23 protein-coding genes are annotated in these 24,260 nt (G+C 74.1%); 14 read left to right on the forward strand and 9 right to left on the reverse strand.

Going from position 1 to position 24,260, the window contains the following annotated elements:
• Positions 1-34 precede the first annotated feature (34 nt).
• Both ACFW3D_RS08280 and ACFW3D_RS08285 read left to right on the forward strand, forming a co-directional pair.
• Positions 35-724, forward strand: a complete 690-nt coding sequence (locus ACFW3D_RS08280) for a MerR family transcriptional regulator (protein WP_500502902.1) — start codon at positions 35-37, stop codon at positions 722-724.
• Positions 725-985: 261 nt separating this feature from the next.
• Positions 986-1,810 carry an arylamine N-acetyltransferase family protein gene (locus ACFW3D_RS08285; RefSeq protein ID WP_500502747.1) on the forward strand — a complete coding sequence of 275 codons (825 nt, stop codon included), beginning with the start codon at positions 986-988 and terminating at the stop codon, positions 1,808-1,810.
• A 7-nt stretch (positions 1,811-1,817) separates the two neighbouring features.
• Here the strand turns inward: ACFW3D_RS08285 and ACFW3D_RS08290 are convergent, their stop codons facing one another.
• On the reverse strand, positions 1,818-2,033 hold the full coding sequence (locus tag ACFW3D_RS08290) for a DUF4287 domain-containing protein (protein ID WP_500502749.1): 216 nt from the start codon (positions 2,031-2,033) through the stop codon (positions 1,818-1,820).
• 178 nt (positions 2,034-2,211) lie between these two features.
• On the opposite strand from ACFW3D_RS08290, the gene ACFW3D_RS08295 reads away from it, so the two are divergent.
• The 4 genes from ACFW3D_RS08295 to ACFW3D_RS08310 all read left to right on the forward strand — a co-directional run bounded on the left by ACFW3D_RS08295 (position 2,212) and on the right by ACFW3D_RS08310 (position 5,153).
• On the forward strand, positions 2,212-3,024 hold the full coding sequence (locus ACFW3D_RS08295; RefSeq protein ID WP_500502751.1) for a helix-turn-helix domain-containing protein: 813 nt from the start codon (positions 2,212-2,214) through the stop codon (positions 3,022-3,024).
• Positions 3,021-3,215, forward strand: a complete 195-nt coding sequence (locus ACFW3D_RS08300; protein WP_500502753.1) for a DUF397 domain-containing protein — start codon at positions 3,021-3,023, stop codon at positions 3,213-3,215. The genes ACFW3D_RS08295 and ACFW3D_RS08300 overlap by 4 nt, the downstream gene beginning before the upstream one ends.
• 60 nt (positions 3,216-3,275) lie before the next feature.
• Positions 3,276-3,932 carry an HAD family acid phosphatase gene (locus ACFW3D_RS08305; RefSeq protein WP_500502755.1) on the forward strand — a complete coding sequence of 219 codons (657 nt, stop codon included), beginning with the start codon at positions 3,276-3,278 and terminating at the stop codon, positions 3,930-3,932.
• A gap of 141 nt (positions 3,933-4,073) precedes the next feature.
• Complete coding sequence (locus tag ACFW3D_RS08310; protein WP_500502757.1) at positions 4,074-5,153, forward strand: glycerophosphodiester phosphodiesterase family protein; 1,080 nt, start codon at positions 4,074-4,076, stop codon at positions 5,151-5,153.
• Between the two features lie 63 nt (positions 5,154-5,216).
• Here ACFW3D_RS08310 and ACFW3D_RS08315 read toward each other — a convergent pair whose 3' ends face one another.
• From ACFW3D_RS08315 to ACFW3D_RS08325, 3 genes are all read right to left on the reverse strand, one after another.
• On the reverse strand, positions 5,217-6,125 hold the full coding sequence (locus tag ACFW3D_RS08315) for a DMT family transporter (RefSeq protein WP_500502759.1): 909 nt from the start codon (positions 6,123-6,125) through the stop codon (positions 5,217-5,219).
• 168 nt (positions 6,126-6,293) lie between these two features.
• Positions 6,294-7,490 carry a MarP family serine protease gene (locus ACFW3D_RS08320; RefSeq protein ID WP_500502761.1) on the reverse strand — a complete coding sequence of 399 codons (1,197 nt, stop codon included), beginning with the start codon at positions 7,488-7,490 and terminating at the stop codon, positions 6,294-6,296.
• A 274-nt stretch (positions 7,491-7,764) separates the two neighbouring features.
• A complete protein-coding gene (locus ACFW3D_RS08325) occupies positions 7,765-9,300 on the reverse strand; it encodes an MFS transporter (RefSeq protein WP_500502763.1) in 1,536 nt (511 codons plus the stop codon).
• A 188-nt stretch (positions 9,301-9,488) separates the two neighbouring features.
• Between ACFW3D_RS08325 and ACFW3D_RS08330 the strand changes: the two genes are divergently transcribed.
• Together ACFW3D_RS08330 and ACFW3D_RS08335 are read left to right on the forward strand one after the other, a co-directional pair.
• The gene (locus ACFW3D_RS08330) at positions 9,489-9,758 is read left to right on the forward strand and encodes a DUF2630 family protein (RefSeq protein WP_500502765.1); all 270 of its coding nucleotides are present in this window, start codon (positions 9,489-9,491) and stop codon (positions 9,756-9,758) included.
• Complete coding sequence (locus ACFW3D_RS08335; RefSeq protein WP_500502766.1) at positions 9,755-10,063, forward strand: GNAT family N-acetyltransferase; 309 nt, start codon at positions 9,755-9,757, stop codon at positions 10,061-10,063. Before ACFW3D_RS08330 ends, ACFW3D_RS08335 begins: the two co-directional genes overlap by 4 nt.
• An 841-nt stretch (positions 10,064-10,904) precedes the next feature.
• On the opposite strand, the gene ACFW3D_RS08340 is transcribed toward ACFW3D_RS08335, so the two are convergent.
• Both ACFW3D_RS08340 and ACFW3D_RS08345 read right to left on the reverse strand, forming a co-directional pair.
• A complete protein-coding gene (locus tag ACFW3D_RS08340) occupies positions 10,905-11,507 on the reverse strand; it encodes a TetR/AcrR family transcriptional regulator (protein ID WP_500502768.1) in 603 nt (200 codons plus the stop codon).
• A gap of 130 nt (positions 11,508-11,637) precedes the next feature.
• Complete coding sequence (locus ACFW3D_RS08345; RefSeq protein WP_018559864.1) at positions 11,638-12,078, reverse strand: OsmC family protein; 441 nt, start codon at positions 12,076-12,078, stop codon at positions 11,638-11,640.
• 228 nt (positions 12,079-12,306) lie between these two features.
• Between ACFW3D_RS08345 and ACFW3D_RS08350 the strand changes: the two genes are divergently transcribed.
• The 4 genes from ACFW3D_RS08350 (at position 12,307) to ACFW3D_RS08365 (ending at position 18,427) form a co-directional block, all read left to right on the forward strand.
• Positions 12,307-14,835, forward strand: coding sequence for a SpoIIE family protein phosphatase (locus tag ACFW3D_RS08350; RefSeq protein ID WP_500502770.1), 2,529 nt, complete (start codon positions 12,307-12,309; stop codon positions 14,833-14,835).
• 313 nt (positions 14,836-15,148) lie between these two features.
• Entirely contained in the window at positions 15,149-16,627 is a 1,479-nt protein-coding gene (locus ACFW3D_RS08355) for a dihydrolipoyl dehydrogenase family protein (RefSeq protein ID WP_500502772.1), read from the forward strand.
• A 76-nt stretch (positions 16,628-16,703) separates the two neighbouring features.
• Entirely contained in the window at positions 16,704-17,657 is a 954-nt protein-coding gene (locus tag ACFW3D_RS08360) for a hypothetical protein (RefSeq protein ID WP_500502774.1), read from the forward strand.
• Positions 17,654-18,427 carry a peptidoglycan-binding domain-containing protein gene (locus tag ACFW3D_RS08365; RefSeq protein WP_500502776.1) on the forward strand — a complete coding sequence of 258 codons (774 nt, stop codon included), beginning with the start codon at positions 17,654-17,656 and terminating at the stop codon, positions 18,425-18,427. Before ACFW3D_RS08360 ends, ACFW3D_RS08365 begins: the two co-directional genes overlap by 4 nt.
• On the opposite strand, the gene ACFW3D_RS08370 is transcribed toward ACFW3D_RS08365, so the two are convergent.
• Positions 18,376-19,977: an IucA/IucC family protein gene (locus ACFW3D_RS08370; protein ID WP_500502778.1), complete on the reverse strand. Its 1,602-nt coding sequence runs from the start codon at positions 19,975-19,977 to the stop codon at positions 18,376-18,378. The two genes, ACFW3D_RS08365 and ACFW3D_RS08370, sit on opposite strands and share 52 nt — an antisense overlap.
• A 75-nt stretch (positions 19,978-20,052) precedes the next feature.
• On the opposite strand from ACFW3D_RS08370, the gene ACFW3D_RS08375 reads away from it, so the two are divergent.
• Positions 20,053-21,711 carry an IucA/IucC family protein gene (locus ACFW3D_RS08375; protein WP_500502780.1) on the forward strand — a complete coding sequence of 553 codons (1,659 nt, stop codon included), beginning with the start codon at positions 20,053-20,055 and terminating at the stop codon, positions 21,709-21,711.
• Positions 21,712-22,102: 391 nt separating this feature from the next.
• The gene (locus ACFW3D_RS08380) at positions 22,103-22,672 is read left to right on the forward strand and encodes a hypothetical protein (protein ID WP_500502781.1); all 570 of its coding nucleotides are present in this window, start codon (positions 22,103-22,105) and stop codon (positions 22,670-22,672) included.
• Here ACFW3D_RS08380 and ACFW3D_RS08385 read toward each other — a convergent pair.
• On the reverse strand, positions 22,659-23,378 hold the full coding sequence (locus tag ACFW3D_RS08385) for a vWA domain-containing protein (RefSeq protein ID WP_500502782.1): 720 nt from the start codon (positions 23,376-23,378) through the stop codon (positions 22,659-22,661). The genes ACFW3D_RS08380 and ACFW3D_RS08385 overlap by 14 nt on opposite strands.
• An 82-nt stretch (positions 23,379-23,460) precedes the next feature.
• Entirely contained in the window at positions 23,461-24,204 is a 744-nt protein-coding gene (locus ACFW3D_RS08390) for an aminoglycoside 3'-phosphotransferase (protein ID WP_500502784.1), read from the reverse strand.
• Between the last annotated feature and the right edge of the window lie 56 nt (positions 24,205-24,260).

A 24,260-nucleotide genomic window follows, 5' to 3' on the forward strand; every position in this document is an offset into this window, starting at 1 on the left:
GACCGGCGTGGCCACGCACGAGCGCGAGTACCGGATGGACGAGCTGGCGGAGGCGGCCGGTGTCCCGGTCCGCACCGTCCGTTTCTACCGGGAGCGCAAGCTGCTCCCCGCGCCACGCCGCGAGGGCCGGATCGCCTGGTACAACGACCACCACCTGGCCCGGCTGCGGACCATCACGGCCCTGCTGGAGCGCGGCCACACCCTCGGCGGCATCGCCGAGCTGATGGACGCCTGGGAGAGCGGCCGCCGCGACGTCGGCGAACTGCTGGGCCTGGACCCGGGACTGCCCACCCGCTGGTCGGAGGAGGAGCCGCTGCGGCTCACCCCCGAGGGCCTCGCCGACCACTACGGCGACCAGGCCACCGCGGAGAACCTGGCCACCGCCCTGGACATCGGCTACATCGCCGTCGACGGCGACGACGTCGTCCACGTCAGCCGCCGGCTGCTGGAGGCGTCCGCCGGGCTCGTCCAGGAGGGCATTCCGCTCGCCGAGGTGCTCGCCGCCGGACGCGACATGCGGGGCCGCATGGACCTGCTCGCCGAGCTCTTCGTCGAGCTGGCCCGCACGTACGTCCTGCCGGACGCGGAGGCCGACCTGCAGTCCGGCGACACCACGCGGCTCACCGAGGCCATCGCCCGGCTGCGCCCCCTGGTGCAGGCCGTCGTCGAGGCGGAGCTCGCCCTGGCGATCGACCGCAGGCTGCGCGAAGAGCTCAAGCGGTGACCACGCGCGGGCGGTGACCACGCGCGCCGCCCGCCGGAGACCGTACGGGCGCGTGGCCGGGCGGCTCCCCGGGCGGGTCCCGGCCGCACGGGTCGATCCACAGACGACCGCGTCCAGGGGGAACCCCGCCGCACACCGTCGCCCGGACCACCCCGGCACGACAACCGGACGATCACCGACCCCGCCGACCGCCGCCCCCACCCGCACAAGCGCCTCCCGCCCAGGGGCGAGGAGGGTGCCGGGCATCCGTACTGTGGTCGTATGACCCTCGATCTCGATGCCTATCTCGCCCGCATCGACTGGGCCGGGGAACGCCGTCCCACAACGGAGGTGCTGCGGTCCGTGCACCGCGCCCACCTGCTGGGCATCCCGTTCGAGAACCTCGACCCGGTCCTGGGCCGCGCGCCCTCGCTCGCGCTGCCCGACCTGGAGGCCAAGCTCGTCCGCGGCACGCGCGGCGGCTACTGCTACGAGCACAACACCCTGTTCGCCGCGGCGCTCACCGCCCTCGGGTTCCGGGTCACGCTGCTCACCGCCCGCGTCCTGGTGGGGGCGAAGCCGGGGGACGTCCGCCCCCGTACGCACATGCTCATGCTCACCGAGGTGCCCGGCGAGCCGGTGCCGTGGGTCGGCGACGTCGGCTTCGGCAGCATCGGCGGCCTGCTGGAGCCCCTGCCGCTGGTCGCGGACGTCGAGCTGCACGACCAACCGCGCCGCCACCGGCTGGTCCACGCGCCGCACGACGGCCCGCTGGAACTGTGGAAGCTCCAGGCCCACCTGCCCGGCCCCGCGGACGGCGGCTGGGAGGACCAGTACGCCTTCACGGTCGAGCCCTTCCAGGCCCCCGACTACGAGGTCATCAACTGGCACGTGGCGACCAATCCGCGCTCCCCCTTCTCCCGCGGCGTCTACGTCCAGCGCACCACCGGCGACGCCCACCTCTCCCTCACCGGACGCCGCCTGACGGAGACGGCCGCCGACGGCACCCGCAAGGAGCGCGAACTCGCCGGGGCGGACGAGGTGCTGCGGGTCCTGGCGGACGACTTCGGCGTACTGCTCCCGGAAGGAACCCGGCTGCCGGAGTGACCCGGCGCTACGACGCGCCCTCGCCCTCCGCGAGGGTGTGCGCCACCAGCGCGTTGGCGTGGCCGTGCCCGAGGCCGTGCTCGGTCTTCAGCCAGCCGACGAGCTCCATGTGCCGGGTCAGCGGGGAGGAGCGGATGAGCTCCTTCCATTCCCCGACCGGCCGGCCGTACTTCTTCTCGATGGACGGAAAGTAACTCGCGGGGCCCTTCGCGTTCTGCGTCATGCCCGGTTGACCGCGCGGCGGCCGCGAACTCATCGGACCGGCGACATGACCCGCGTCACACCGGCCGGCCGTTTCCCCGGGTCGGGTGAATCGCGCCGGTTCCCGGCGTGCCGCCCACCGCCGCGTGCTTAGCGTGGCGCCCGGGACGACATCAGGTGAGCCGGACGGGGGTGGCCGCATGACGGTCGAGGACAAGCGCTCGGTGAGCATGAGGATCTTCGGGGACCTGCTCAAGGCACTGCGCGAGGGCCGGGGGCTCACCCTGGACGCGGTGGCGGCGCACACGGGCTACTCGAAGTCGCAGACCGTCAAGATCGAGTGCGGGGAGCGCATCGCCAGTACGGCGTTCATCGAGCGGGCCGAGCAACTGCTGGGCTCACCCGGGGTGCTGAGGGCAGTGGCGCCCCATCTGTCCCGGGAGAAGCTGCCCGTGGGGTACGGGGAGTACGCGGACGAGGAGGCCCGGGCGCTGAGCCTGGGCGCCTACGACTCCCACGTCATCAAGGGGCTGCTGCAGACCGAGGCCTACATGCGCGCGGTGTTCGGCGCCCGCTGTCCGGCGCTGGAGGAGGACGAGACCGAGCGCTGGACCGAGGACCGGCTGGCCCGTCAGGCCCTGATCACCCGCAGGCCGGTGTGCATGCTCTCCTTCGTCCTGGAGGAGTGGGTGCTTCGCCGCCCCGCGGGCGGACCGGCAGTGATGAGGGAGCAGTTGGCGCACCTCGTCGAGGTGGGCCGGCGGCGCAACGTCCAGATCCAGGTCATGCCGGCCCGGTACGAGGCGCACGCAGGCCTGGACGGCCCCTTCACCTTCCTGGAGAACCCCGAACGCCACTTGCTCGCCTACGCTGAAGGACAGGTCGGGGGCCTGCTCACCGATGACCGGAAAAGGGTCAGTCTGCTCCACCAGCGCCATGGCATGATCCGGGCGCAGGCCCTCACACCCGAGGACTCAGCGAAGTTGATCGAGCAGATTGCGGGTGAACTGTGAGCGCTCTCGTGTGGTTCAAGTCCAGTCACAGCGGCAGCGACGGCGGCGAATGCGTGGAAGTCGCACTCAGCCCGGCTTCCGTCCGCGTACGGGACTCCAAGGACCGGTCCGGCCCCGTCCTGGCCTTCGAGCCGGACGCCTGGACCGCCTTCGTGGCCTTCGCCGGTCAATTGCCCCAGCCCCAGCGATAGTTACCTACCGGTAATCCGCACGCCGGTTTCCGCTCATCCGCACCAGCGACCGTACGGTGCATGACAACCCTCAAAACCCTCTACCGGAGACGCGGCGTCCTCGTGGCCGCGATCATCGCCGCCGGGGTGTCCGGCCTCGCGCTCCCCGCCGGCGCGCACGCCGCCGAGCGCACCGGCAGCACGGTGGCGGCGGCCACGACGGCCTCCGCCACCGCCACCGCCGCCGCGGTCGACCACGAGACCTGGCTGCGGGACGTACGCCCCGTGATCGACCAGGCACGCGCCTACGTCCAGGACCGCACGTCCGCCGCGCGCCCCGGCGAGAAGCTCGCGATCGTGCTGGACATCGACAACACCTCCCTGGAGACGTACTTCGACTGGTGGTTCCCACCGGCCGTGGCACCGACGCGCGACCTCGCCCGCTACGCGGACTCCCGTGGTGTGGACGTCTTCTTCGTCACCGCGCGCCCGGACTTCATCCACCCGGCCACCCTCCACAACCTCGAACACGAGGGATACCCCGTCGCGGGACTGTACGGCCGCTCGATCCCGGACCTCTTCGACGAGGTCGGCGCGTACAAGACGGCACAGCGCGCCGCCATCGAGAAGCGCGGCTACGCGATCGTCGCGAACATCGGCAACAACACCACCGACCTGGTGGGCGGCCACGCCGAGCGCACCTTCAAGCTCCCGGACTACGACGGCCTGCTCGACTGACGCCGGCCGCGACCGGCGCCCACGCCCGGGGAACGATCGTTCCCCGGGCGTTCACCATGCCCTCATGCGCGGGCTTCGTACACGCTCGACCTGCGGCTTAGCGTCACGAGGTCCCGTTCGCCCGATGTAGACGAGGTGTAAATGTCCCTCCGGCACGCAATCGCAGCCCTGGCCGTCGTACCCGCGCTCGTGGTCCCCACCGCCGCCCAGGCGGCCACCGCCGGCCACGGCCACGACCACGGCCACTCGCGCAAGGCCGACTTCGACCTGCAGGCCCACCGCGGTGGCATCGGCATGACCACCGAGGAGTCCCTGGAGGGCTTCGGCAAGGCCCTGCGCCTCGGGGTGAGCACCCTGGAGCTGGACACCCACGTCACCAAGGACCAGAAGGTCGTCGTCAACCACGACCGCCAGATCAGCGCCCAGAAGTGCAAGGACACCGGCCCCGTGACGCCGGGCGACCCGATGTACCCGTACGTCGGCAAGTACATCAAGGACCTCACGCTGGCCCAGATCAAGACGATGGACTGCGGCTACCAGCAGCTGCCCGGCTTCCCCGAGCAGGAGCAGATCAAGGGCCACCGCATGGTGGAGCTCAAGGACGTCCTGGGCCTGGTCAAGAGCTACAAGGCCAAGAAGGTCAAGCTCAACATCGAGACCAAGGTGGAGGCCGGCGCCCCCGAGCAGACCGCGCCGCGCGAGCTGTTCGTGCGCCGTGTCTTCGAGGAGATCCACCGCTCGGGCATCGAGAAGCAGGTCACCATCCAGTCCTTCGACTGGGGCGCCCTGAACGAGATGCACAAGCTCGCGCCGAAGTACCCCCTGGTGGCGCTGACCAACTACGACTTCCTCCAGGTCGGCAAGCCCGGCGCCTCCCCGTGGCTCGGCGGCATCGACGCCGACGACTACGACGGCGACTTCGTCAGGGCCGCCGCCGCGATCCCCGGCGTCAAGGCGCTCTCCCCGGTCTACGGCATGCCGCAGAACGGCACCATCGCCGACCCGAACTTCACGTTCTACGTCACCGAGAAGATGGTGGACGACGCCCACGCGCGCGGCCTGAAGGTCATCCCGTGGACCTGTGACGACAACCCGACCATCGAGGCCCTGATGGACATGGGCATCGACGGCATCATCACCGACTACCCCAACCACGTCCGGCAGATCATGGCCGACCGCGGCATGCGCCTGCCCAAGGCCTACCCCGCCCCGCGCCACTGACGACCGGCGCCCCGTTCGCGGACGCCCCCGGGACCGGCCGGTCCCGGGGCGTCCGCGCACGGTTCAGGTCGTCGAGGCGGCGGCGGGTTCCCCGGCCCGGCCGGCCAGGTGCTCCTCGGGGTGGACGCACTTGTAGAGGCACTGCGTGCGGGACATCGCGAAGACGCCGTAACTGAGCACCGCGAACCCCGCCAGCGCGGGCAGCAGCCAGAAACCGGTGCGCGGCTGCTCGCCGTAGAGCGTGACCCCGAGGCAGAAGCCGACGACCGCGTCGCCGAGCGTCAGGGCGGGCTGGGAGGCGATCAGCGGTCCGCCCTGCATCGCGGTCCCCAGCAGGAACAGCGAGAAACCGCCGGCCGCGGCGAAGGCGTAGGTCTGCCAGGACAGCAGCCAGGCCGCCACCCCCTGGTGCTCCAGGATGTCCATCGAGGACTTGATCAGCGCGGCCGTGAGGGCGTTGCCGACCGCGGCCCCGGCGCCCAGGCAGGCGGCGCGCATCAGGCCGTTGGGCCGCCGCAGACCGGCGAGCACCAGCACCGCGCCGAGCCCTCCGACGATCAGCAGCGTCGGCACCCACCAGATGCCTGGCACCTGCTCCCGCCCGCCGCTGGGCGCCATCGAGAAGAGGAACAGCGCCAGGCCGCCCGCGATGCACGCCACGCTGACCCAGGCCTTGTGGGACAGCTCGACGTGGAAGACCATGCCGCCGATCACCAGGGCCAGCGGCAGTTCCAGGATGAACACCGGCTGGACCGCGGCGAGCGACCCCGTGCCCAGCGCCAGCGCCTGGAAGATCGCGGCGAGGATGACGCCGAGGATGCCGGCGAGCCAGACGGGGGTGCGCAGCAGGTCCTTCATCAGACCGAGGCGCAGGGACTTCGAGGCGGGAACGGTGAGCACCGCGCGTCGCTGCAGCACCGTGCCGAAGGCGTTGCTGCAGGCCGCGAGGACGGCGAAGAGGATGGAGATCATGACGCAGGCACCACTCCCGCGTGCTCGGCCGCGGTCGTCCTCGTCCGGCTCGGCGCCGGACGACGCTCGACGGTTTCGCTGGTTACGTCCGGTTTTCCGCGTGAATGGAAAGTCTAACGTCGAACTTATCCGCAGGCCCGCCGCGGCCGGGTGATCACGGCACCGCGATCAGAGCGCGGCGCGGTCGCCGGTGTCCACCGGCTGCGTGGCCCGCGCCCCGCGCAGCGCGTCGGAGCGCACCTCGTCCGCGGTCAGCACGTAGCCCGTCGTGGAGTCGGCGGTGGAGCGGGCGAAGACCACCCCGTAGACGCGTCCGGAGGTGTCCAGCAGCGGGCCGCCGGAGTTGCCGGGGCGGACCACCGACCGGACCTGGTAGATGTCGCGGGTGACGGTGCCGTCGCCGTAGATGTCCTGACCGGTGGCCCTGATGCGCCCGGCCACCGTGGCGGCGCGCAGGTCCAGGCCGCCGTCCTGCGGATAGCCCGCCACGACGGCGCCGTCGCCGCGCACCGCGTCGTCGGTGAAGCTCAGCGCGGGCGCGTTCAGCCCCGGGACGTCCAGGACGGCGATGTCCTTGCCGGGGTCGAAGAGCACGACGGTGGCCCGGTAGGCCCGCCCGATGCCGCCGACCTGCACAGCGGGCTCGTCCACCCCGGCCACCACGTGGGCGTTGGTCATCACGTGCTCGTCGGCGTAGACGAAGCCGGTGCCCTCCTGGCCCTGGCGGCGGCCGTCCACGAAGGCGACGCCCTCGATCTTGACGGTGCTGCGGGCGGCGGCCCCGGCCGCGGCCGCGGTGACGTTGTCCCCGGAGGGCGCGGGCACCCCGTTGACGGGCTCGGACTCGAAGGGGTTGAACACCTGCGGGAACCCGGCCTCGGCCAGTGCGCTGGTCGCCCTGCTGAACCAGGTCGGCGCCTGCCGGGGCATGGTGTCCTGGACCGCGCCCAGCACCTCGGACCCCCGGATGGACTGGGACAGCACGCTGGAGGAGGACGTCACCAGCACGCTCGCGGCCACCCAGGCGACCAGCAGCACGGCCACCGCGTTCGCCACCGCGCCGCCCACTCCGTCGACCCAGCGCAGCGGACCCCAGTCCAGACCGGTGCGCGCCTTCCAGGCCACCCCGGAGGCGAGGGCGTGCCCGCCGGCCGCGGGTACCAGGACCGTGAGCAGCGCGACCAGCGTCGCCCGCGGCGTGCCCGGCTCGACGTACTGCAGCACGTACGGCAGCAGCCACACGCCGACCACCGCACCACCGAGGAAGCCCGCGAGCGAGATGCAGCCCGCGACCAGTCCCCGCCGGAAGCCGGCGACGGCGTAGGCGACGGTGAGCACCAGCAGCAGGAGGTCGAGCAGGTTCAACCGAGGGGCCTTTCGACGAAACCCTGTGGACCAGTAAAAACGCACATTAACTGACCATAGGTTCCCTTTTGCGGCGCACCGCACGCGGATTCCGTCACATCCGCCCCGCCTACCCCGGATCGCCGTGGAATCGCATGGGAAAGGCCCGGCGCGGCTTCCGTGTACAACCACGGACTCCGGCACCGGGCCCTCCGTCGCACCGCACCCCGTCCCCACGGGTCGGCGCGTGCGGGGCCTTCCCACCGCTCAGGGGCGGCCCCGCAGCTCAGTCCCCCTACATGTGGACGACCGGGGCGGCCTCAGCATTCCCGTCCTGAGCAGGAATTCCGCGCCGGTACATCAGAAAGCTGATCACCAGGCCGGCCGCGAAGAAGGCCGCGGCCCACCAGTAGGCCGTCGCGTAGCCCTCCAGGGCGGCCCGTGCCTTCACCAGCGGATCGGTGCGGTGAGCCAGGGCGTAGTCGGTGGCGGCGCCGGTGGCCAGGGTGTTCAGCAGCGCGGTGCCGATCGAACCGCCGACCTGCTGCATGGCGTTGACGGCGGCGGAGGCGACGCCCGCGTCCTCGGCCCCGACACCGGTGGTGGCCAGGTTCATGGCGGGCGGGAAGATCAGGCCCATGCCCAGGCCGATCACCAGCAGCGGCGGCAGCACGTCGGCCGCGTAACCGCTGTCCAGGCCGAGCCCGGTCAGCCAGGCCAGGCCCGCCGCCGCGAGGCCGAAGCCGGCCGGCACCACGGGCCGCGGTCCGACCCGGGGCACCAGCACGGTGGTGGCGACCTGTGCGCCGACCATCAGGGCGCCGACCAGCGGGAGGAAGGCCAGACCCGTCCTGACCGCGGAGAAGCCCAGGGTGAGCCGCAGGTAGTAGGTGAGGAAGAGGAAGACCGCGAACATGCCGGCGCTGGAGACCAGCGAGGCGGCGAAGGAGGCACCCCGGTTGCGGTCGAGCAGCACGCGCAGCGGCAGCAGCGGGTGCCGCGCCCGGGTCTGCCACCAGGTGAAGGCGGCCAGCAGCACCGCGCCCGCGGCCAGGTAGCCCCACACCTGCGGCGAGCTCCAGTCGTGGCTCTCGGCGTTGGAGAAGCCGAAGACGACGGCGAACAGCCCGGCGGAGACCAGCGCGGTGCCGGGCAGGTCGATCGTCGCGCCGGGACGGCGGCTCGCCCGCCGCAGCAGGGCCGCGCCGCCGAGGAAGGCGACCAGAGCGAAGGCCAGGTTGACGTAGAGCGTCCAGCGCCAGTTCAGGTACTCGGTCAGCACGCCGCCGAGCAGCAGGCCGACGGCCGCCCCGGAGCCCGCGATGGCGCCGTAGATGCCGAAGGCGCGGGCGCGTTCCCTGGCGTCGGTGAACGTCGTGGTGAGCAGCGAGAGCGCGGCGGGCGCGAGGAGCGCGCCGAAGGCGCCCTGCAGGGCCCGGGCGGTCACCAGCATCTCGAAGCTGCCGGCGACGCCGCCCAGCGCGGAGGCCGCCGCGAACCCCGCGACGCCGATGAGGAAGGCGGTCTTGCGGCCGAAGAGGTCCGCGATCCGGCCGCCGAGCAGCAGCAGGCTGCCGAAGGCCAGGGCGTAGGCGGTGACGATCCACTGCCGGTTGCCGTCGGTGAAGCCCAGGTCGGCCTGGGCGGAGGGGAGGGCGATGTTCACGATGGTCGCGTCGAGCACGACCATCAGCTGCGCGATGCCGATGACGGCGAGGACCCACCAGCGCTGCGTCGCCGGGGCCTCACCTGCCTTCTGCCCGGCCGCGGTCTCGGCCGCCACGGGAGGTTCGGCGGTGCCGGCCTTCGGGTCGGCGGTGCTCTGGGACATGCGGGACGCGCTCCAGTCGGTCGCGGGGAGGGCAGCGAGTGCCCCGGAACGCCGGGAACCCGGCGCGATACGAAACCGTTTCGTACACGTCGAGACTAGAGGCCTCCTTATCGAAACGCAAGTGTTTCGATCGCATGGGTGCAACCGGCTGCCTAGAGTGGGTGCCGACGAGCGAGGAGGTGCGGGCCGTGGCCGAGCAGCACGCGGGAGATCGCCCCGAGAAGGCGATCCTGGAACGGATCAGCGCGATGGTCTCCGACGAGAGGACCCTGCGCGAGCTCCTCAGCGAGGGGCAGATGGACAGCGAGACCGAACGGGCGCGGCTCGACGCGCTGGAGCGCGAGCTCGACCAGTGCTGGGACCTGCTCCGCCAGCGCCGCGCCAAGACCGACGCGGGCGGCGACCCGGGCGAAGCGAGGGTGCGCTCCTCGCGCACCGTGGAGGGCTACCAGTCGTGAAGAGCGACGCCAAGGTGACGGACGCCTCCGGCGCGCGGCGCTACGAGGCACACGTCGAAGGCAGGCTTGCGGGCTTCGCCACATATATCCGCACCCCCGAGATGGTCGCCTTCCTGCACACCGAGGTCGACCCGGAGTTCGAGGGCCGGGGCGTGGGCTCCTCCCTCGCCCGCCACGCGCTGGACGAGGCCCGCGAGCGCGGCCAGAGCGTGCTGGCGGCCTGCCCGTTCATCGCGGGCTGGATCGCGCACCACCCCGAGTACGAGGACCTGGAGTACCGGCCGCGCAGCACGGTCAGCGACTGACGCCTGCGGCGCGGGCCGTTTGTCCGTGTGCGGGTGCGTTGTGGTTGCGGTTGGGGTTCTTTTCCCGCCCGCCCGCCCTCCCCCAACCTTCGGCCGGGGGGACCCCCACCCGGTTGGTTGGTGCGGGTCTCGCCGGGTTCGTTGGGTGGGCCGGGGGCGGGGCCTCCGGGGTGGGCATTCTGTACGGCATATTTATGTGCATGGCGGGCAATCCGAATGGGCGCCGCTCTGCCGCACAACAAATACACGTCAGCGTCCAGAACGCCCACCCCTACGACCCCACCCCCTCCGCGAGTTGCGCGACCAACGGCCGGTGGGGGGTCAGTAGGGCGTGTGCGGCAACCCCGGACCGCTTCCTCACCCCCACCGGCCGTCATGCGCCCACACGGCGGGAGGGGGTGTGGCGGGGTGCGCCCATAGGGGTCCCCCGGCCGAAGGCTGGGGGAGTGCGCCGGCGCGCCACCGACCCGCCGACGAACAGAGCGCAGACCCGCACTGACCGCACCGGGGCAATCGGGCGCATGACGGCCGGAGGGTGGGCGATGAGTCGGTCCGGGGGTGCCGCAGGTGCCTTACTCACCCCCCACCGGCGTCAGTCGCCCACACGACGGGAGGGGGTGTGGCGGGGTGCGCCCGGAAGCGACGAGCGGCGGACCCGGGACGGAATGATCCGGCGAATCCGCGAGCGCTGAGGACGTGCGCCGGCGCGCCACCGACTCACAGACGGACAGAGCGCAGACCCGCACTGACCGCACCGGGGCAACGGGAGGGCGGGCGGGAAAAGAACCCCAACCGCAACCACAAACGACCCGCACACGGCAAACGGCCCGCGCCGCAGGCGTCACCTGGGGGCGATACCGAGCGCGGGAAGCACCACCGCGTCGATGTAGCGGTGCATGAACGCCGCGTCGACCTCCACGTCCTCCAGCAGGCGGCGGGTTATCACGGCGCCGAGCATCATGTGCGGCATGAACTCGGCCGCGGGGACGGCCGCGTCGATCTCACCGCGGTCGGCGGCCCGCCCCAGCAGTTGCCGCACCCCCGTGAGCTCGGGCTCGATCAGGTGCTGGCGCATCGCCTCGGCGAGGTCGGGGTTGGTGGCGGAGGCGTGGGCCAGGCCCCGGATCAGCGGGGTGTCCACGTCGGAGCCGTCGCCGATGCGGTCGGCGAGCTCGTGCAGGTCGCCGGGGAGCGAACCGGTGTCGACGTTCTCGACGTGCACCGGCTTGGTGCACCTGAGCGCGGTCACGACGAGCTCGGGCTTGCTCTTCCACTGCCGGTAGAGGGTGGCCTTGCTCGACCGGGTGCGGGTGGCGACCGCGTCCATCGTCAGCGCGTCGTACCCGACCTCGCGCAGCAGGTCGATCACCGCGCCGTACAGCTCCTGCTCCCGCTCGGGCGTCAGCCGCGTGCGGCGCGCCGGTGCGCTCGCGTCGGTCGTCATGTTCCGTGCTCCGTCTCTCGTCCCCTGCGAAACGGTTTCGTATCCCAACGACAATATGGCACCGCCCACCGAAACCGAAACGTTTCGATGGGCGGTGCACATGGTGCGGCGCCTGCGGCGCCGGGGGGCGTCAGGCCAGCGAGGCCGTGAGCGTGATCTCCGTACCGGCCAGCGCCTTGCTCACCGGGCAGTTCGCCTTGGCGTCCTCGGCCGCCTTCACGAACTCCGCCTCGTCCATCCCGGGCACCTCGCCCTCGACGGTCAGGTGGATGCCGGTGATGCCGGTGCCCGGCTTGAAGGTGACGTCGGCCTGGGTGCGCAGCCGGGTCGGCGGGGTGCCCGCCTTGCCCAGGCCGGCCGACAGGGCCATCGAGAAGCAGCTGGAGTGGGCGGCGGCGATGAGCTCCTCGGGGCTGGTCTTCCCGCCCGGCTCCTGCGAGCGGGCGACCCAGGTCACCGGGTACTCCCCGATGCCGGAGGAGTCGAGGGTCACGACCCCGCTGCCCTCCGTCAGACTGCCGTCCCAGACGGTGTGCGCGACCCGCGTGGTGGAGTGCGGCGTGGTGGACATGGTGGTTCCTCCCGAGTGCGGAGTACGGCTGCGGCGGGTCCAAGTCTTCACCACGGCGCGCCGCTTCGCGAAGCGACCTCCCGCGCCGTGACGGTCGTGTTGCCCCCTGTCAAACGAGCCGTCACCCACAAGAGTGGCTGTACGCAGGGATTTCACCGACCCGCCTCCGACCGCCGTGCCGCCGTCCTAGGTTCGGGACCTGGGACGCGGACTCAAGGAGTGAGCCTGGTGGTCGAATCCGTGCGGGTACCGATTCTCGCTTCGTGGGAGCGCTGTCAGACCGCCGGCCTCGATCCCGAACGCTTCGAGGTCCCGTACACCGACGACCTCGACCCCACCGGGGCCCTGGTCCGGGCCGCGGGTCCGGTCCTCGACCGGCTGGCCGGCACGCTCTCCGGCACCCGTACCGCCGTCCTGCTCACCGACGACCGGGGGCTGGTGATCGACCGCCGGGCCGCCGAGCCCCCGTTGCTGCCCGCCCTGGACCGGGTGCGGCTCGCCCCGGGCTTCAGCTACCACGAACTCGACGCCGGAACCAACGGCATCGGCACCGCCCTGGCCGCCCGGCAGCCCGTACGCGTCGCCGGCGAGGAGCACTTCTGCGCCGCCCTGCGCGGCTTCACCTGCTTCGGCGTGCCCGTGCGCCACCCCGTCAGCGGCCGGGTGGAGGGCGTGCTCGACCTCACCAGCCTGTACGGCGACGCGCATCCCCTGATGGCCGAACTCGCCCGCGGCTGCGCCCTCGCCATCGAGCAGCGGCTCCTCGAGCAGTGCGGAGAACGCGAACGCGCCCTGCTGCACGACTACCTGAACGCCGAGCACCGCGGCGCCGCGGCCGCCTCCCTGCGGCTCGACGGCGCCGGACGCGTCCAGGGCGTCGGGCCACCGGCCGGGCTCACCGACGGGGACGAGTCGGCGCTCGCCGAGACCGCGGCCGGGCTGATCGCCGCCGGACGCCGGGAGGCGCTCGAACTCCCCCTCTCCCACGGCCGCACGGCCCACCTGATGTGCCGGCCCCTCGCGGGCGGCGCCGTCGTGGAGGTCAGCGTGCCCGGGGCCGCCGCGTCGCCCGGCGCGGCCGGGCGCCGCCCGCTGCTGGTCGGCGAACCGGGGGTGGGCCGCCTCGCCGTCGCCGCGCGCCGCCGCCTGGAACTGCTCAGCGACGCCGCCCTGCGGATCGGCACCACCCTCGACGTCGCCCGCACCGCCCGCGAGATCGTCGAGGCCGCCGTGCCCCGCTTCGCCGACCACGCGACCGTCGACCTGTTCTGCCCCGTCCTGAGCGGCACGACCCCCGGTGACCCCGGTGACCCCCGGGCGGAACTGCGCCGTGTGGCGGCGAGCGGCGCGGGACCCGGCGCCGCGTACGGCCCGTACGCCAGGGGCGAACCGATTCGCCTCGTCCCCGGCAGTCCCCAGGCCAGAGCGCTGCGCGGCGGCTCCGCGGTCCGCGACACCTCACCCGGCCCGGACGGCGAGCCGCACGCCGTCATCGCCGTCCCCCTGCGGGCCCGCGACACCCTGCTGGGCGTCGCCACCTTCCAACGCGCCGCGCTGACCGAGCCGTTCGCCGACGACGACCTCACCCTCGCCCGCGACCTCGCCGCCCGCGCCGCCGTCTGCATCGACAACGCACGGCTCTTCACCCGCGAGCACCACCTCGCCCTCGAACTCCAGCGCAGCCTGCTGCCGCGCGGCGTACCGGAGCAGCACGCCGTGGACGTCGCCCACCGCTACCTCCCGGCGGCCCGCGGCCGGGTCGGCGGCGACTGGTTCGACGTCATCCCGCTCTCCGGGGCGCGTGTGGCGCTGGTCGTCGGCGACGTCGTCGGCCACGGCATCCACGCCGCGGCCGCCATGGGCCGGCTGCGCACGGCGGTGCACAACTTCTCCGCCCTCGACCTGCCCCCGGACGAGCTGCTGGGCCGCCTGGACGACCTCGTCGTGCGCCTCGACGACGAGAGCGGCAACGGTCCCGGCCTCGCGGGCGCGACCTGCCTCTACGCGGTCTACGACCCCGTCACCCGGCACTGCCAGCTGGCCCGTGCCGGCCATCCGCCACCGGCGCTGCTCGCCCCGGACGGCGAGGTGCGCTTCCCCGACCTGCCCGCCGGGCCGCCGCTGGGCCTGGGCGGACTCCCCTTCGAGACGGCCGGGTTCACGGTCCCCGAGGGCAGCGGCCTCGTCCTCTACACCGACGGCCTCATCGAGGGCCGTCACCTCGACCCGGACACCGGGATGCGCCGCCTCGGCCGCGCCCTCTCCGCCGTCCCGCGCGGCTGTCCACCGGAGGAGGTCTGCGCGGCACTCGAGGCCGCGCTGCGCCCCGCGCCCTCCGCGGACGACGTCGTCCTGCTCGTCGCCCGCACCCGCTCCCTGGACGAGCGCCAGGTCGCCTGCTGGGACGTACCCGACGACCCGGCGGCCGTCTCCGCCCTCCGCTCCGCCATCACCCGCCGGCTGCGGGCCTGGGGCCTCGACGAGTTCGCGTTCACCACCGAACTGATCGCCAGCGAGCTGATCACCAACGCCATCCGCCACGGCGCCGGCCCCGTACAGGCCAGGCTGCTGCGTGACCGGGCCCTGGTCTTCGAGGTCGCCGACGCCAGCGGCACCTCTCCCCGGCTGCGCCGCGCCGCCACCACGGACGAGGGCGGCCGCGGCATCTTCCTCGTCGCCCAGTTCTGCCGCCGCTGGGGCACCCGCTACACCGACCGCGGCAAGGTCATCTGGACGGAACAGCAACTCCCCGCGTGAAGCTCCGGCGACCACGGCTGCCCGTCGCTCTTCGGCACCGCGTCCGGCCTCGCCCTGATGGCCCACCGGCCGTCAACCGGGTCGCCGTACCGACCGGCACCGCCCGCGCCACGCTCCTGCACGCTGCCGGGGGCGCCCGCTTCTCCCCCGGGTGTGGCCGCCGGCAGCGTCCTCAACGCGGCCTTCCGGCAACGCCGCTGCCCACCGCCGGTGCCGTCCGGCCGCCCCGCCAGGCCGGCACGGCCGTACGGGTGATCGGCGGGACACGGGGGTTCCGGCTGTGCGCGGACGCGGTGTTGCCTACGGTGGAACCATGACCACGGCGGCAGACAGCGGTACGAACGCGAGCACGGACACCTACGACGTCATCGTCATCGGCGCGGGCCCCACCGGGGAGAACGTCGCCGACCGGACCAGGCAGGCCGGACTGACCACGGTGGTGGTCGAGGCGGAGCTGGTCGGCGGTGAGTGCTCGTACTGGGCATGCATCCCCAGCAAGGCGCTGCTGCGCCCGCAGGCGGCCCTGGACGCCGCACGCGCGGTCGCGGGGGCACGGGAGGCGGCCGGCGGACGGCTGGACGCCGCCGCGGTGCTGGCCCGGCGCGACTGGTGGACCGGGAACTGGAAGGACGACGGGGCGGTGACGTGGCTGGACTCGGCCGGCATCGACCTCGTCAGGGGACGCGGACGGCTCGACGGGCCGCGCCGGGTCGTCGTCGAGACCCCGGACGGCGGCGAGCGCGTCCTCGTCGCCCGGCATGCGGTGGTGGTCTCCACCGGCACCCGCGCCCAGCTGCCCGACCTGCCCGGCATCGCCGACGACCACGTGTGGACCAGCCGCGACGCCACCAGCTCCCCCGAGGTGCCGGGACGGCTCGTGGTGGTCGGCGGAGGCGTCGTCTGCGTCGAGATGGCGACCGCCTGGCGGTCCCTCGGCTCCGAGGTGACCGTGCTGGTCCGCGGCTCCGGGCTGCTGCCGCGCTGGGAGCCGTTCGTGGGCGAACTCCTCGCGGACGGGATGCGCGCCGCGGGGATGGACATCCGCACCGGCGTCTCGGTCACGGAACTGCGGCGCGCCGCCGACTCCGGCCCGGTCACCCTGATGCTCTCCGACGGCTCGGAACTCGTCACCGACGAGGTCCTGTTCGCCACCGGCCGCGTCCCGCACACCGACGACCTGGGCCTGGAGACGATCGGCCTGACCCCCGGCTCGTGGCTGGACGTCGACGACACCTGCCTGGTCAAGGACGTCGAGGGCGGCTGGCTGTACTGCGCGGGCGACACCAACCACCGCGCCCTCCTCACCCACCAGGGCAAGTACCAGGGCCGTATCGCCGGCGCCGCCATCGCCGCCCGCGCCAAGGGCGAGCCCCTGGACACCGCCCCCTGGGGCCGCCACGCGGCCACCGCCGACCACGGTGCCGTCCCCCAGGTCGTCTTCACCGAACCCGAGGCCGCCGCCGTCGGCATCACCGCCGAGGAGGCCCGGCAGCAGGGCCGCCGCGTCAAGGTCGTGGACTACGAGATCGGCAACGTCTCCGGCGCCGGGCTGTACGCCGACGACTACAAGGGCAAGGCCCGCGCCGTCGTCGACCTGGACCGCGGTCACCTCGTCGGCGTCACCTTCGTCGGCCCGTCGGTCGGCGAGATGCTGCACTCCGCCACCATCGCCGTCGCCGGCGAGGTGCCGCTGGACCGGCTGTGGCACGCCGTACCGGCCTTCCCGACGATGAGCGAGATCTGGCTGCGGCTGCTGGAGACCTACCGGGACGCGCCGGACGGCGAGGACTGACGGAGGCGGCGGCCCCGGGCGCCTGCCGATAGGATCGCGCCCTGCTCGTCGAGTCCAGGTCGAGGGGACAGCTGAGGTGGGGATTTTCCGGCGCGGGCCGAAGCGTGACCAGCGGGACGCACCCCGCGATCCCGAGTACGCCTTCTTCTCGGTGGACGAGGGCGCGCGCTTCCGCGCGATCGTGCGCGAGTCGTTCGCCGAACTCGGGCTGGAGGTCACGGTCTTCGCCGACATGGTGGCCGACGACTCGGGCCGTCGCTTCGGGCTCGGCAACCTCGCCGCGCTGTGCCACAACGACCGCCGCGGCCCGCGTGTGTGGCCCCAGCTGGCGCGGGAGCACGTCGGGGCGGTGCTGCGCACCCTCGACGGGCCCTCGCCGCTGGAGACCATGCCCGCCGAGGAGATCCGCGAACGGCTCTACCCGCGCCTGGTCCCCCCCGACGCGGTCGACCCGGAGACCTTCCGCTACGCCCGGGTCGCCGCGCCCGGGCTGCTGGAGGTGCTCGCCCTGGACCTCCCGGAGAGCGTGATGACGCTCGCCGACCACGCCCTGGGCCCGCTCGGCGACGCCCGCGAGCTGCGCGGCCGCGCCCTGCTCAACCTGCGCGACCTGCCGGTGGAGCGGCACGAGGTGGTCCGGCACGCCGACGTGCGCTTCGACGTCCTCGTCGGCGACTCCTTCTTCACCGCCGCCCGGGTGCTGGTCCTGGACGAGCTGGTGGAACGGGTCACCGGGGAGGCGCTGACCTCCGACGGGGCGCTGGTCGCCATGCCGTTCCGGCACCAGCTGGCCTTCCACGCCATCCGCGACAGCGCCGTCATCCCGGCGCTCAACGGCATGGCGGGTTTCGCCGCGGCGGGCCACGAGGACGCGGTGGGCCCCATCAGCCCGTACGTCTACTGGTGGCGGGACGGCGTGCTGACCCAGCTCAGCCGCAAGGACGGCGACGGGCTGCTGATCACCGTCGGCGAGGAGTTCCAGGACGTGCTGGAACGCCTCGTGCCCGACCAGGCGGGCGAGGAGAGATGAGCGGCGGCGAGCCGGGCGGCACGACCGTCAGACCGCTGATAGGCGTCGGTTCCGAGGGGCCGGCGCCCGACTGGGCCGAGGTGTTCCCCGAAAACCCGCCCGGCACGGACGGCGAGCCGGACGGAACGCGGCGGATCCGTCCGCCGCAGCCGCGGCCGGTGGACGCGCCGCGCGGGGCGCGCCGGGCGGCGGCCCGCTCCAGGCGGCGCCCGCGCACCGTCGTCACCGTGGCCGCCGCGGTGACCGGTGTGGGCGTACTGGCCCTGGTCGGGCACCTCGTCACCGGTCCGGGCGAGGCCGACCGCGCACTGCCCGCCCCGAGCGCCTCCCAGCCGCACCTGGCGCTGCCCAGCCTGCTCGACTCCGACGGCACGGCGAACCCTTCGCGCAGCGCCGGGGCCGCGTCGGCACGGCAGGGCGCGGGCGACGCCTCCCCGTCCGCGTCCGGTCCCGCGTCCGGCACGGGAACGCGGGCCCCCGCCACGGCCACCGCGACCACCACCGCCACCGCGCAGGGCGGGACCACCGCCACCGCCGGTTCCGGCGGCGCGGTGCTCAAGCCCGGCTCGCGCGGCGACGAGGTCGTGGCGCTGCAGCAGCGGCTCGCCCAGGTGCGGCTGTACGACGGCCCGGCCGACGGCAAGTACGACGGCGGCGTCAAGGACGCCGTCCAGCGCTACCAGCAGGAGCACGGTGTGACGGGCGACAGCCCGGGGTTCTACGGCCCCGCCACGCGCCGTTCGCTGGAGTCGGTCACCTCCGCGCCCTGAGCCCGCAGCGGGTTCGGCAGCGGCAGGTACCGGGCGGCGGCCCCGTCCGCGCCGGTCCAGCGCAGCAGCAGATTGGTCTTCCCGGGGATGTGCGCGGCGGCGAGCAGTTCCCGCAGCGGCGCCGGGTCGCCGTGCCCGGCCGACCACCGCACGAGGAAGGCCCGGGCCCGCGCCCACAGCACCGGGGCGAGTTCCGGGTGGCGTTCGGCGACCGCGCCCGCGATCTCCAGCAGGTTGTTGGTGACCAGGCAGTAGACCAGGCGCTCCCAGCCGTGCGCGGCGTCCACACCGGGCCCGGGGGCGTCCGGCCGCGCGTGGCGGCGGAGCAGTCCTCGGTGCCGCTCCTCGACCAGCTTGACGCCCTCGTGGTCGCGGAAGAGCGCCTGACCGGGCAGCCCGTCGGCGTCCACGGCGACGAGCACGTTCTGCAAGTGGCACTCCAGCACGGCCCCGTGCCGCAGGTAAGCGAGCAGCACCGGCGGCACGACCTGCCGCAGGTAAGCCTCCCACCAGGCCAGCGCACCCTCCGCGGTCAGCCCCGGCGCGGCGAGCGGGCTGCCCTCGTAGCCCTCGGCGACGGCCGCCGCGAGCAGCGGGGTCAGGCCGGGGCGCAGGTGCGCGCCGAAGCCGTCGCGGACGAGCACGGCCAGTGCCTCGTGGTCGTCCCGGCCGCCCAGGTCGGCGGTCCGGTAGCCGCGGTCGGACAGGACGTCCGCCTCCGGGACGGCGCGCAGCACCTCGTCGACGGGCCCCAGCCAGCGCAGGTCGTGGCGCCACAGCCGGCGGATGTCGTTGGTGATCCGCACGTCGAGGCTGAACTTCAGGAAGAGGTCGGCCTCCGGCAGGTACACCGTCCGCAGGGACGCCGTCGGCACGGCCGGTACGGCGGTGCGCCCCAGGCGCAGCAGCCGCCCGTCGCGGAAGGCGGGGAGGTCGCCCAGCAGGGCCAGCTGCCAGGGGTGCGCGGGCAGCACCCGGTAACCCTCCGGGACGTCCGGGTACAGCCGGTCGAGCACCGCGGTGTCGCCCTCGCCGGCCAGCAGGTCCGCGCGGACCGCGAGCAGGGTGAGCGGGAAGCTCGCGTGTGCCTCCGGCGCGTAGGGCAGCCAGCTCTCCGGCGGGCCGCCGCCACGGGTCTTGGGCGCGGGGTGGTGGCGGTGACCGGCCACCAGGGCCTGCTCGGAGCGCAGATACGGATCGGCGGGCGGCGGCGCGTGCTCGCGGGCCTCCAGCAGGGCGGCGAGCACGTCGCGGCTGTCGGCGATCTCGGCGGGCAGCGCGGTACCGGCGACGCCCGTGCGGGCGGTGAGCTCCGCGGCGGCGACGTCGACCAGCGCCTCCAGCGGAAGCGGCCGCCAGCCGTCCCCGGTGCGCAGCTCCGGCGCGGCGGGATGACGCCCGGACCGCACCCTCAGCAGCGCGCAGGTCGCGGGCAGCCGGTGGACGGGACGGCCCCCGTCCTCGCCCGCCGCCTCGGCGACCTCGCGCAGCAGGCAGTTCAGCAGGGCCGTGGCGGAGAGCGCCTCGGCGCGGTCCCAGGCGTCACCCACGACCGGACGTTCCTGCTGGTCGCTGCCCTGGTCGATGCACGGTCGGCCGCCTCCTGCGTAGGGTAGGGACCCATCATGTACCCGCACTCGGCGGCTGCGACGCGGCGCCCCCTGGAGACGGCGTTCGCCACCGAGCTGGCGACGCTCCGTCCTGATCTGCACGACGCGTACACCGCCGCGCTCCCCGGTGCCCGCGCCGCCGTCCTCGGCCGCCTGTGGCGGGCCCTGCTCCTGGAACCCCTGCCGGGCATCGCCTCGCGCGGCCCCGACCGCGTGCTCTTCCAGGACGGCCGGGTACTCACCGGGCCGCGGCGGCTGCCGCACGACCTGGGGGCGCCGAAGGACGAGCCGGCCCTGCTGCTGGACGGCCGGCCCCACGACCACCCGGCCACCCTGGTGGCGGCCCTCGGGCTGCCGGGCTCGGGCGTGCTGCGCGACGAACTCGACCACAGCGTGGCCTCCCTGGCCCTGTCCCGGGCGGGCGCGGAAAGCGCGGAGGGCCACGGCGTACGGCCGCCGACGCTGGCCTCCTTCGAGCAGGGCGTCGTCGACGGCCACCCCTACCACCCGTGCTGCCGCAGCCGTCCCGGTTTCTCGGTGGCCGAGCAACTGGCCTACGGACCCGAGCACCGGCCCGTCGTCGCCCTCGACCTCGTCGCCGTCCCCGCCGCCGAGTGCCTGGTCGCGGGCGCCTGGCCGGACCGGTTCCGGGACGGCGACCGGCTGCTGCTGCCCGTCCACCCCTGGCAGACCCGGCACATCCTGCCCGCGCTGGGGCTGCGCCCGTACGCCGAGGCCGCGGTCCCCACCCGGCCGCTGATGTCGGTGCGCACCCTCGCCCCGCTCGACGGCGGGCCGCATCTGAAGACGGCGCTGAGCATGCGGATGACCTCGGCCGTCCGCGACATCTCGGCCCGCTCGGTGACCGACAGCGCCGCGCTGTCCGCACTGCTGGACGAGATGACCCGGCGGCTCGGCGGCGACACGCTGCGCGTCACCCGCAACCTCGGGGCGGCCGCCGCCGTCATCGGCGGTGAGCCCAGCCCCGACCTCGCGGCGCTGCTGCGCGAATCCCCGTCCGGCTTCGCCGACCCGGCGGCCGGGGAGCGCGTACTGCCCGTCGCCGCCCTCACCGGGCGTCCCGCCGACGGCGGACCGCCGCTGCTCCGTTCCCTGCTCGCCGCCGCAGGACCCGGCGCGCCCCCGGACGGCGCCGCCTGGCTCACCGCCTTCGCCCGGCTCGCCCTCCCGGCCGTGCTGCGGCTGCTGTCCTGGGGCGTGGCCCTGGAGGCGCACGGGCAGAACCTCCTGGTCGTCCTCGACCGGCACGCCCGGCCGCTGCGGCTGGTCTACCGCGACCTCGCCGACGTCCGGATCAGCCCGGCCCGCCTCGCCCGGTACGGCGTCACCGTGCCCCCGCTCGGCCGCGGCCTCAGCGACGACCCGGCGGTCCTGCACGCCAAGCTCTACGGCTCCCTGGTCGCCACCACGTTCGGCAGCCTCGTCTCCGCCCTCGGGGAGGCCCACCGCCCCTCCGAGGCACGGCTGTGGGCCGCGGTGCGCACGGAGGCCGCCCGCGCCTTCGACGCCCTCCCCACCACGGCGGACACCCGCACCGACCGCGCGGCCCTGCTCTCCGCCCCCGGACTCCCCGTCAAGGCCCTGACCCTGATGCGCCTGGAGACCTCCGCGGGCGGCGACCGGTGGACGGACCTCCCCAACCCCCTCATCTGACCCCGGGATCCCCCGACGGCGCCCCGGCCCCCGGCCGCGCGGCACATCGGCACGCCCCGGCGTTGGCGGCCGCGGCCCGGCCCGCACTCGCTCCCGGCCCGCCCCAGCCCAACGCCGGCTCCCCCGCGAGCCCGGCCAGTGGACGCACCTGCTCAACGCCCCGGCCCTCACGGCCCGAGCCGAAGCAGGCACACACGGGCGGCCGTGGCGCGGCCCAACTCCTCTGGACCGGCCGCCGGATCGCGGCGCCCGGCGCCCGGCAACAAAACCGCTGCGGCTCATCGGTGTGCGTACCAGTCCTCGCGGCCCGAGCCGAAGCAGGCGCGCCCGGGCGCCCGTGGCCCTGCCCCGTCCGCGACCGTTGTCAGTGGGGGCCCCTACGGTGGCGGGCATGTCCGAACCGGCCGACGCCCCGCAGTCCTACACGACGTTGTGGACCAACGACCTCTGCCGCCACCTGACGCGCAACGGCTACGCCGGACGACCGCTCCGCGTCCTGTTCGGTGGCCCGCACCAGTCGCTGCCCAGCTTCCGGCTCGCGGGGGTCAAGCCCGGCGACCGCGTCTTCCCGGTCCGCGTCCACCACACCCGGCTCCATGTGCTGGGCCGCCTGCAGGTGGCGCGGATCATCCCGTACGAGGGGGCCGCGGACGAGCTGGCGAAGCTGCCCGACTGGTCGCCGCTGGAGGGCGGTTGCGCGTCCGAGGTGCTGGTGGGCCCGCCCGGCACGCCGCTCGACTTCGGCACGACCGTCCCCGGCGAGCTGCTGGAACGGCTCACGTACCGCTCGCGCCGCGCCGAACGCCGGCTGCGGTTCGTCGAGGACGGCCGGCTGATGCGGTCGATCGGCCTCCAGGGCGTCTACCGGCTCGCGCCCGAGTCGGCCGCCGAACTCGACCGCCTCGTCGACGCGGCCGCCACGGCAGCCGCGGCCGCCGCGCCGCCCGTCAGCCCCGGATGACGCCCGCCGCCCGCGCCGCCGTCAGCCACTGCGGGAACTCCTCCATCAGCGCCGCGTACAACTCGGCGTCCGACGCCGCCGCGGGCTCCTCCCCGGCGGCGTGGAAACCGGCGTTGTCCACCAACCGCTTGGCGGGCACCGGGAGTTCGTCGAGCTTGCGCAGGAAGTCGAAGTCCTTGCTCCCCGGATCGCCGAAGCCGACGAACTGCCAGAAGATCGGTAGCCCGGACGCGGAGCAGAGCAGCCTCTCGGCGGCGGTGCGCGAAGAGGGGCCGCCGTCCGTCTGGAAGATCACGAACGCGGGCTGCGCCGCGCCGGACGCCCGGTAGTGGTCGATCACCGCCTGCATCGCCAGGTGGTAGTTGGTGCGGCCCATGTGGCCGTAGCCCTCGTGGAGGGCGTTGATGCGGCCCTCGTACCCGTCGAGGCCGATCTCGGCGACGCCGTCCACCTCGGTGGAGAAGAAGACCACCGGCACGACCCCGTCGTCGTCGAGGTTCGCCGCGAGCCCGAGGGCCTGCTCGGCCAGGCGCTGCACCGTGCCGTCCCGGTAGTGCCGCCGCATGCTGCCGGACCGGTCCAGCACCAGGTACACCGCGGCCCGTTCCCCCGCGACCCCGGCCTTCTCCAGCGAGACCCGGGCACCCTTGTACAGGCTCACCAGGCCCGGCGCGGCCGCCCGCACCTTCTCCAGATCGATGGCCATTCCGCCCCGCCCCCTCGCGCTCGCACTCGCACTCGCAGCTTCCGCCCCGATCGTGCCACCTCCGCCCGCGCGCGGTCACCCGTCAGGTGACGCTCCACAGGCGCCGGTAGAAGGCGGTCCGTTCCGGGTCCGGGGCGATGCCGTACGCGTCGAGGAGCGCGCCCTCCCAGCCGGGGCCGTAGTTCCACTCGGTGCTCCAGGTGGCGACGGCCAGATCGGCCCAGCGGTCGGCGACGCCGAGGGCGCCCATGTCGACGTGGCCCGACCAGGTGCCGTCGTCGCCCAGCAGGGTGTTGGGCGCGCAGGGGTCGCCGTGGCACACGACGAGCCGCTCGACGGGCGGCGCCGGCGGCAGGTCCCGCGGCACCTGCCTGCCGGCCCGCCGGGCGCGTTCGAGACGGGTGCCGACGGACCAGTCGTACGGGCAGCCGGCCACCGGCAGCCGCTCGTGCAGCGCGCGCAGGCCGGCGCCCAGCGCACGTACCGCCGTGCCGGGGTCCGCCGTCCAGCGCGGGCTGACGGCGCTCTCGCCGGGCAGCCCTCGCGTCACCAGCCAGGCCCCGTCGCCGTCCGTCCCGTGCTCCAGGACGGGCGGCACGGGCGTGAAGCGGCCCGCCCACTGAAGGCGTTCGGCCTCGGCCGCCAGGTCCAGCCCCGAACCCGCCGGCGCCCACTTGGCGAACAGCAGGTCCTCCCCCGCCCCGAGCCGGAACGTCAGCCCGCCCGCCTCGTTGCGCCACACGGGCAGCGGCGTCCGCTCCCCCGCCAGCGCCCCGATCCGCGCGGGCACCTCCACCTCGCCGTCCGGCGGCCCCGAAATCTCCACCGCCGCATCCTCCCCCCGAACCCGGCGCAGGGCCGGCCGTTTCCGCGGGCCGGAGT

Source organism: Streptomyces sp. NPDC058864 (genome assembly GCF_042742985.1).
GTDB lineage: Bacteria > Actinomycetota > Actinomycetes > Streptomycetales > Streptomycetaceae > Actinacidiphila.

What these genes read in the sequence shown, in the direction of transcription:
- ACFW3D_RS08280 (WP_500502902.1), top strand. Translation starts at nt 35, where the DNA reads ATGGACGAGCTGGCGGAGGCGGCCGGTGTCCCGGTCCGCACCGTCCGT.
- ACFW3D_RS08285 (WP_500502747.1), top strand. Translation starts at nt 986, where the DNA reads ATGACCCTCGATCTCGATGCCTATCTCGCCCGCATCGACTGGGCCGGG.
- ACFW3D_RS08290 (WP_500502749.1), bottom strand. Translation starts at nt 2,033, where the DNA reads ATGACGCAGAACGCGAAGGGCCCCGCGAGTTACTTTCCGTCCATCGAG.
- ACFW3D_RS08295 (WP_500502751.1), top strand. Translation starts at nt 2,212, where the DNA reads ATGACGGTCGAGGACAAGCGCTCGGTGAGCATGAGGATCTTCGGGGAC.
- ACFW3D_RS08305 (WP_500502755.1), top strand. Translation starts at nt 3,276, where the DNA reads ATGACAACCCTCAAAACCCTCTACCGGAGACGCGGCGTCCTCGTGGCC.
- ACFW3D_RS08310 (WP_500502757.1), top strand. Translation starts at nt 4,074, where the DNA reads ATGTCCCTCCGGCACGCAATCGCAGCCCTGGCCGTCGTACCCGCGCTC.
- ACFW3D_RS08315 (WP_500502759.1), bottom strand. Translation starts at nt 6,125, where the DNA reads ATGATCTCCATCCTCTTCGCCGTCCTCGCGGCCTGCAGCAACGCCTTC.
- ACFW3D_RS08325 (WP_500502763.1), bottom strand. Translation starts at nt 9,300, where the DNA reads ATGTCCCAGAGCACCGCCGACCCGAAGGCCGGCACCGCCGAACCTCCC.
- ACFW3D_RS08340 (WP_500502768.1), bottom strand. Translation starts at nt 11,507, where the DNA reads ATGACGACCGACGCGAGCGCACCGGCGCGCCGCACGCGGCTGACGCCC.
- ACFW3D_RS08345 (WP_018559864.1), bottom strand. Translation starts at nt 12,078, where the DNA reads ATGTCCACCACGCCGCACTCCACCACGCGGGTCGCGCACACCGTCTGG.
- ACFW3D_RS08355 (WP_500502772.1), top strand. Translation starts at nt 15,149, where the DNA reads ATGACCACGGCGGCAGACAGCGGTACGAACGCGAGCACGGACACCTAC.
- ACFW3D_RS08365 (WP_500502776.1), top strand. Translation starts at nt 17,654, where the DNA reads ATGAGCGGCGGCGAGCCGGGCGGCACGACCGTCAGACCGCTGATAGGC.
- ACFW3D_RS08375 (WP_500502780.1), top strand. Translation starts at nt 20,053, where the DNA reads ATGTACCCGCACTCGGCGGCTGCGACGCGGCGCCCCCTGGAGACGGCG.
- ACFW3D_RS08380 (WP_500502781.1), top strand. Translation starts at nt 22,103, where the DNA reads ATGTCCGAACCGGCCGACGCCCCGCAGTCCTACACGACGTTGTGGACC.
- ACFW3D_RS08385 (WP_500502782.1), bottom strand. Translation starts at nt 23,378, where the DNA reads ATGGCCATCGATCTGGAGAAGGTGCGGGCGGCCGCGCCGGGCCTGGTG.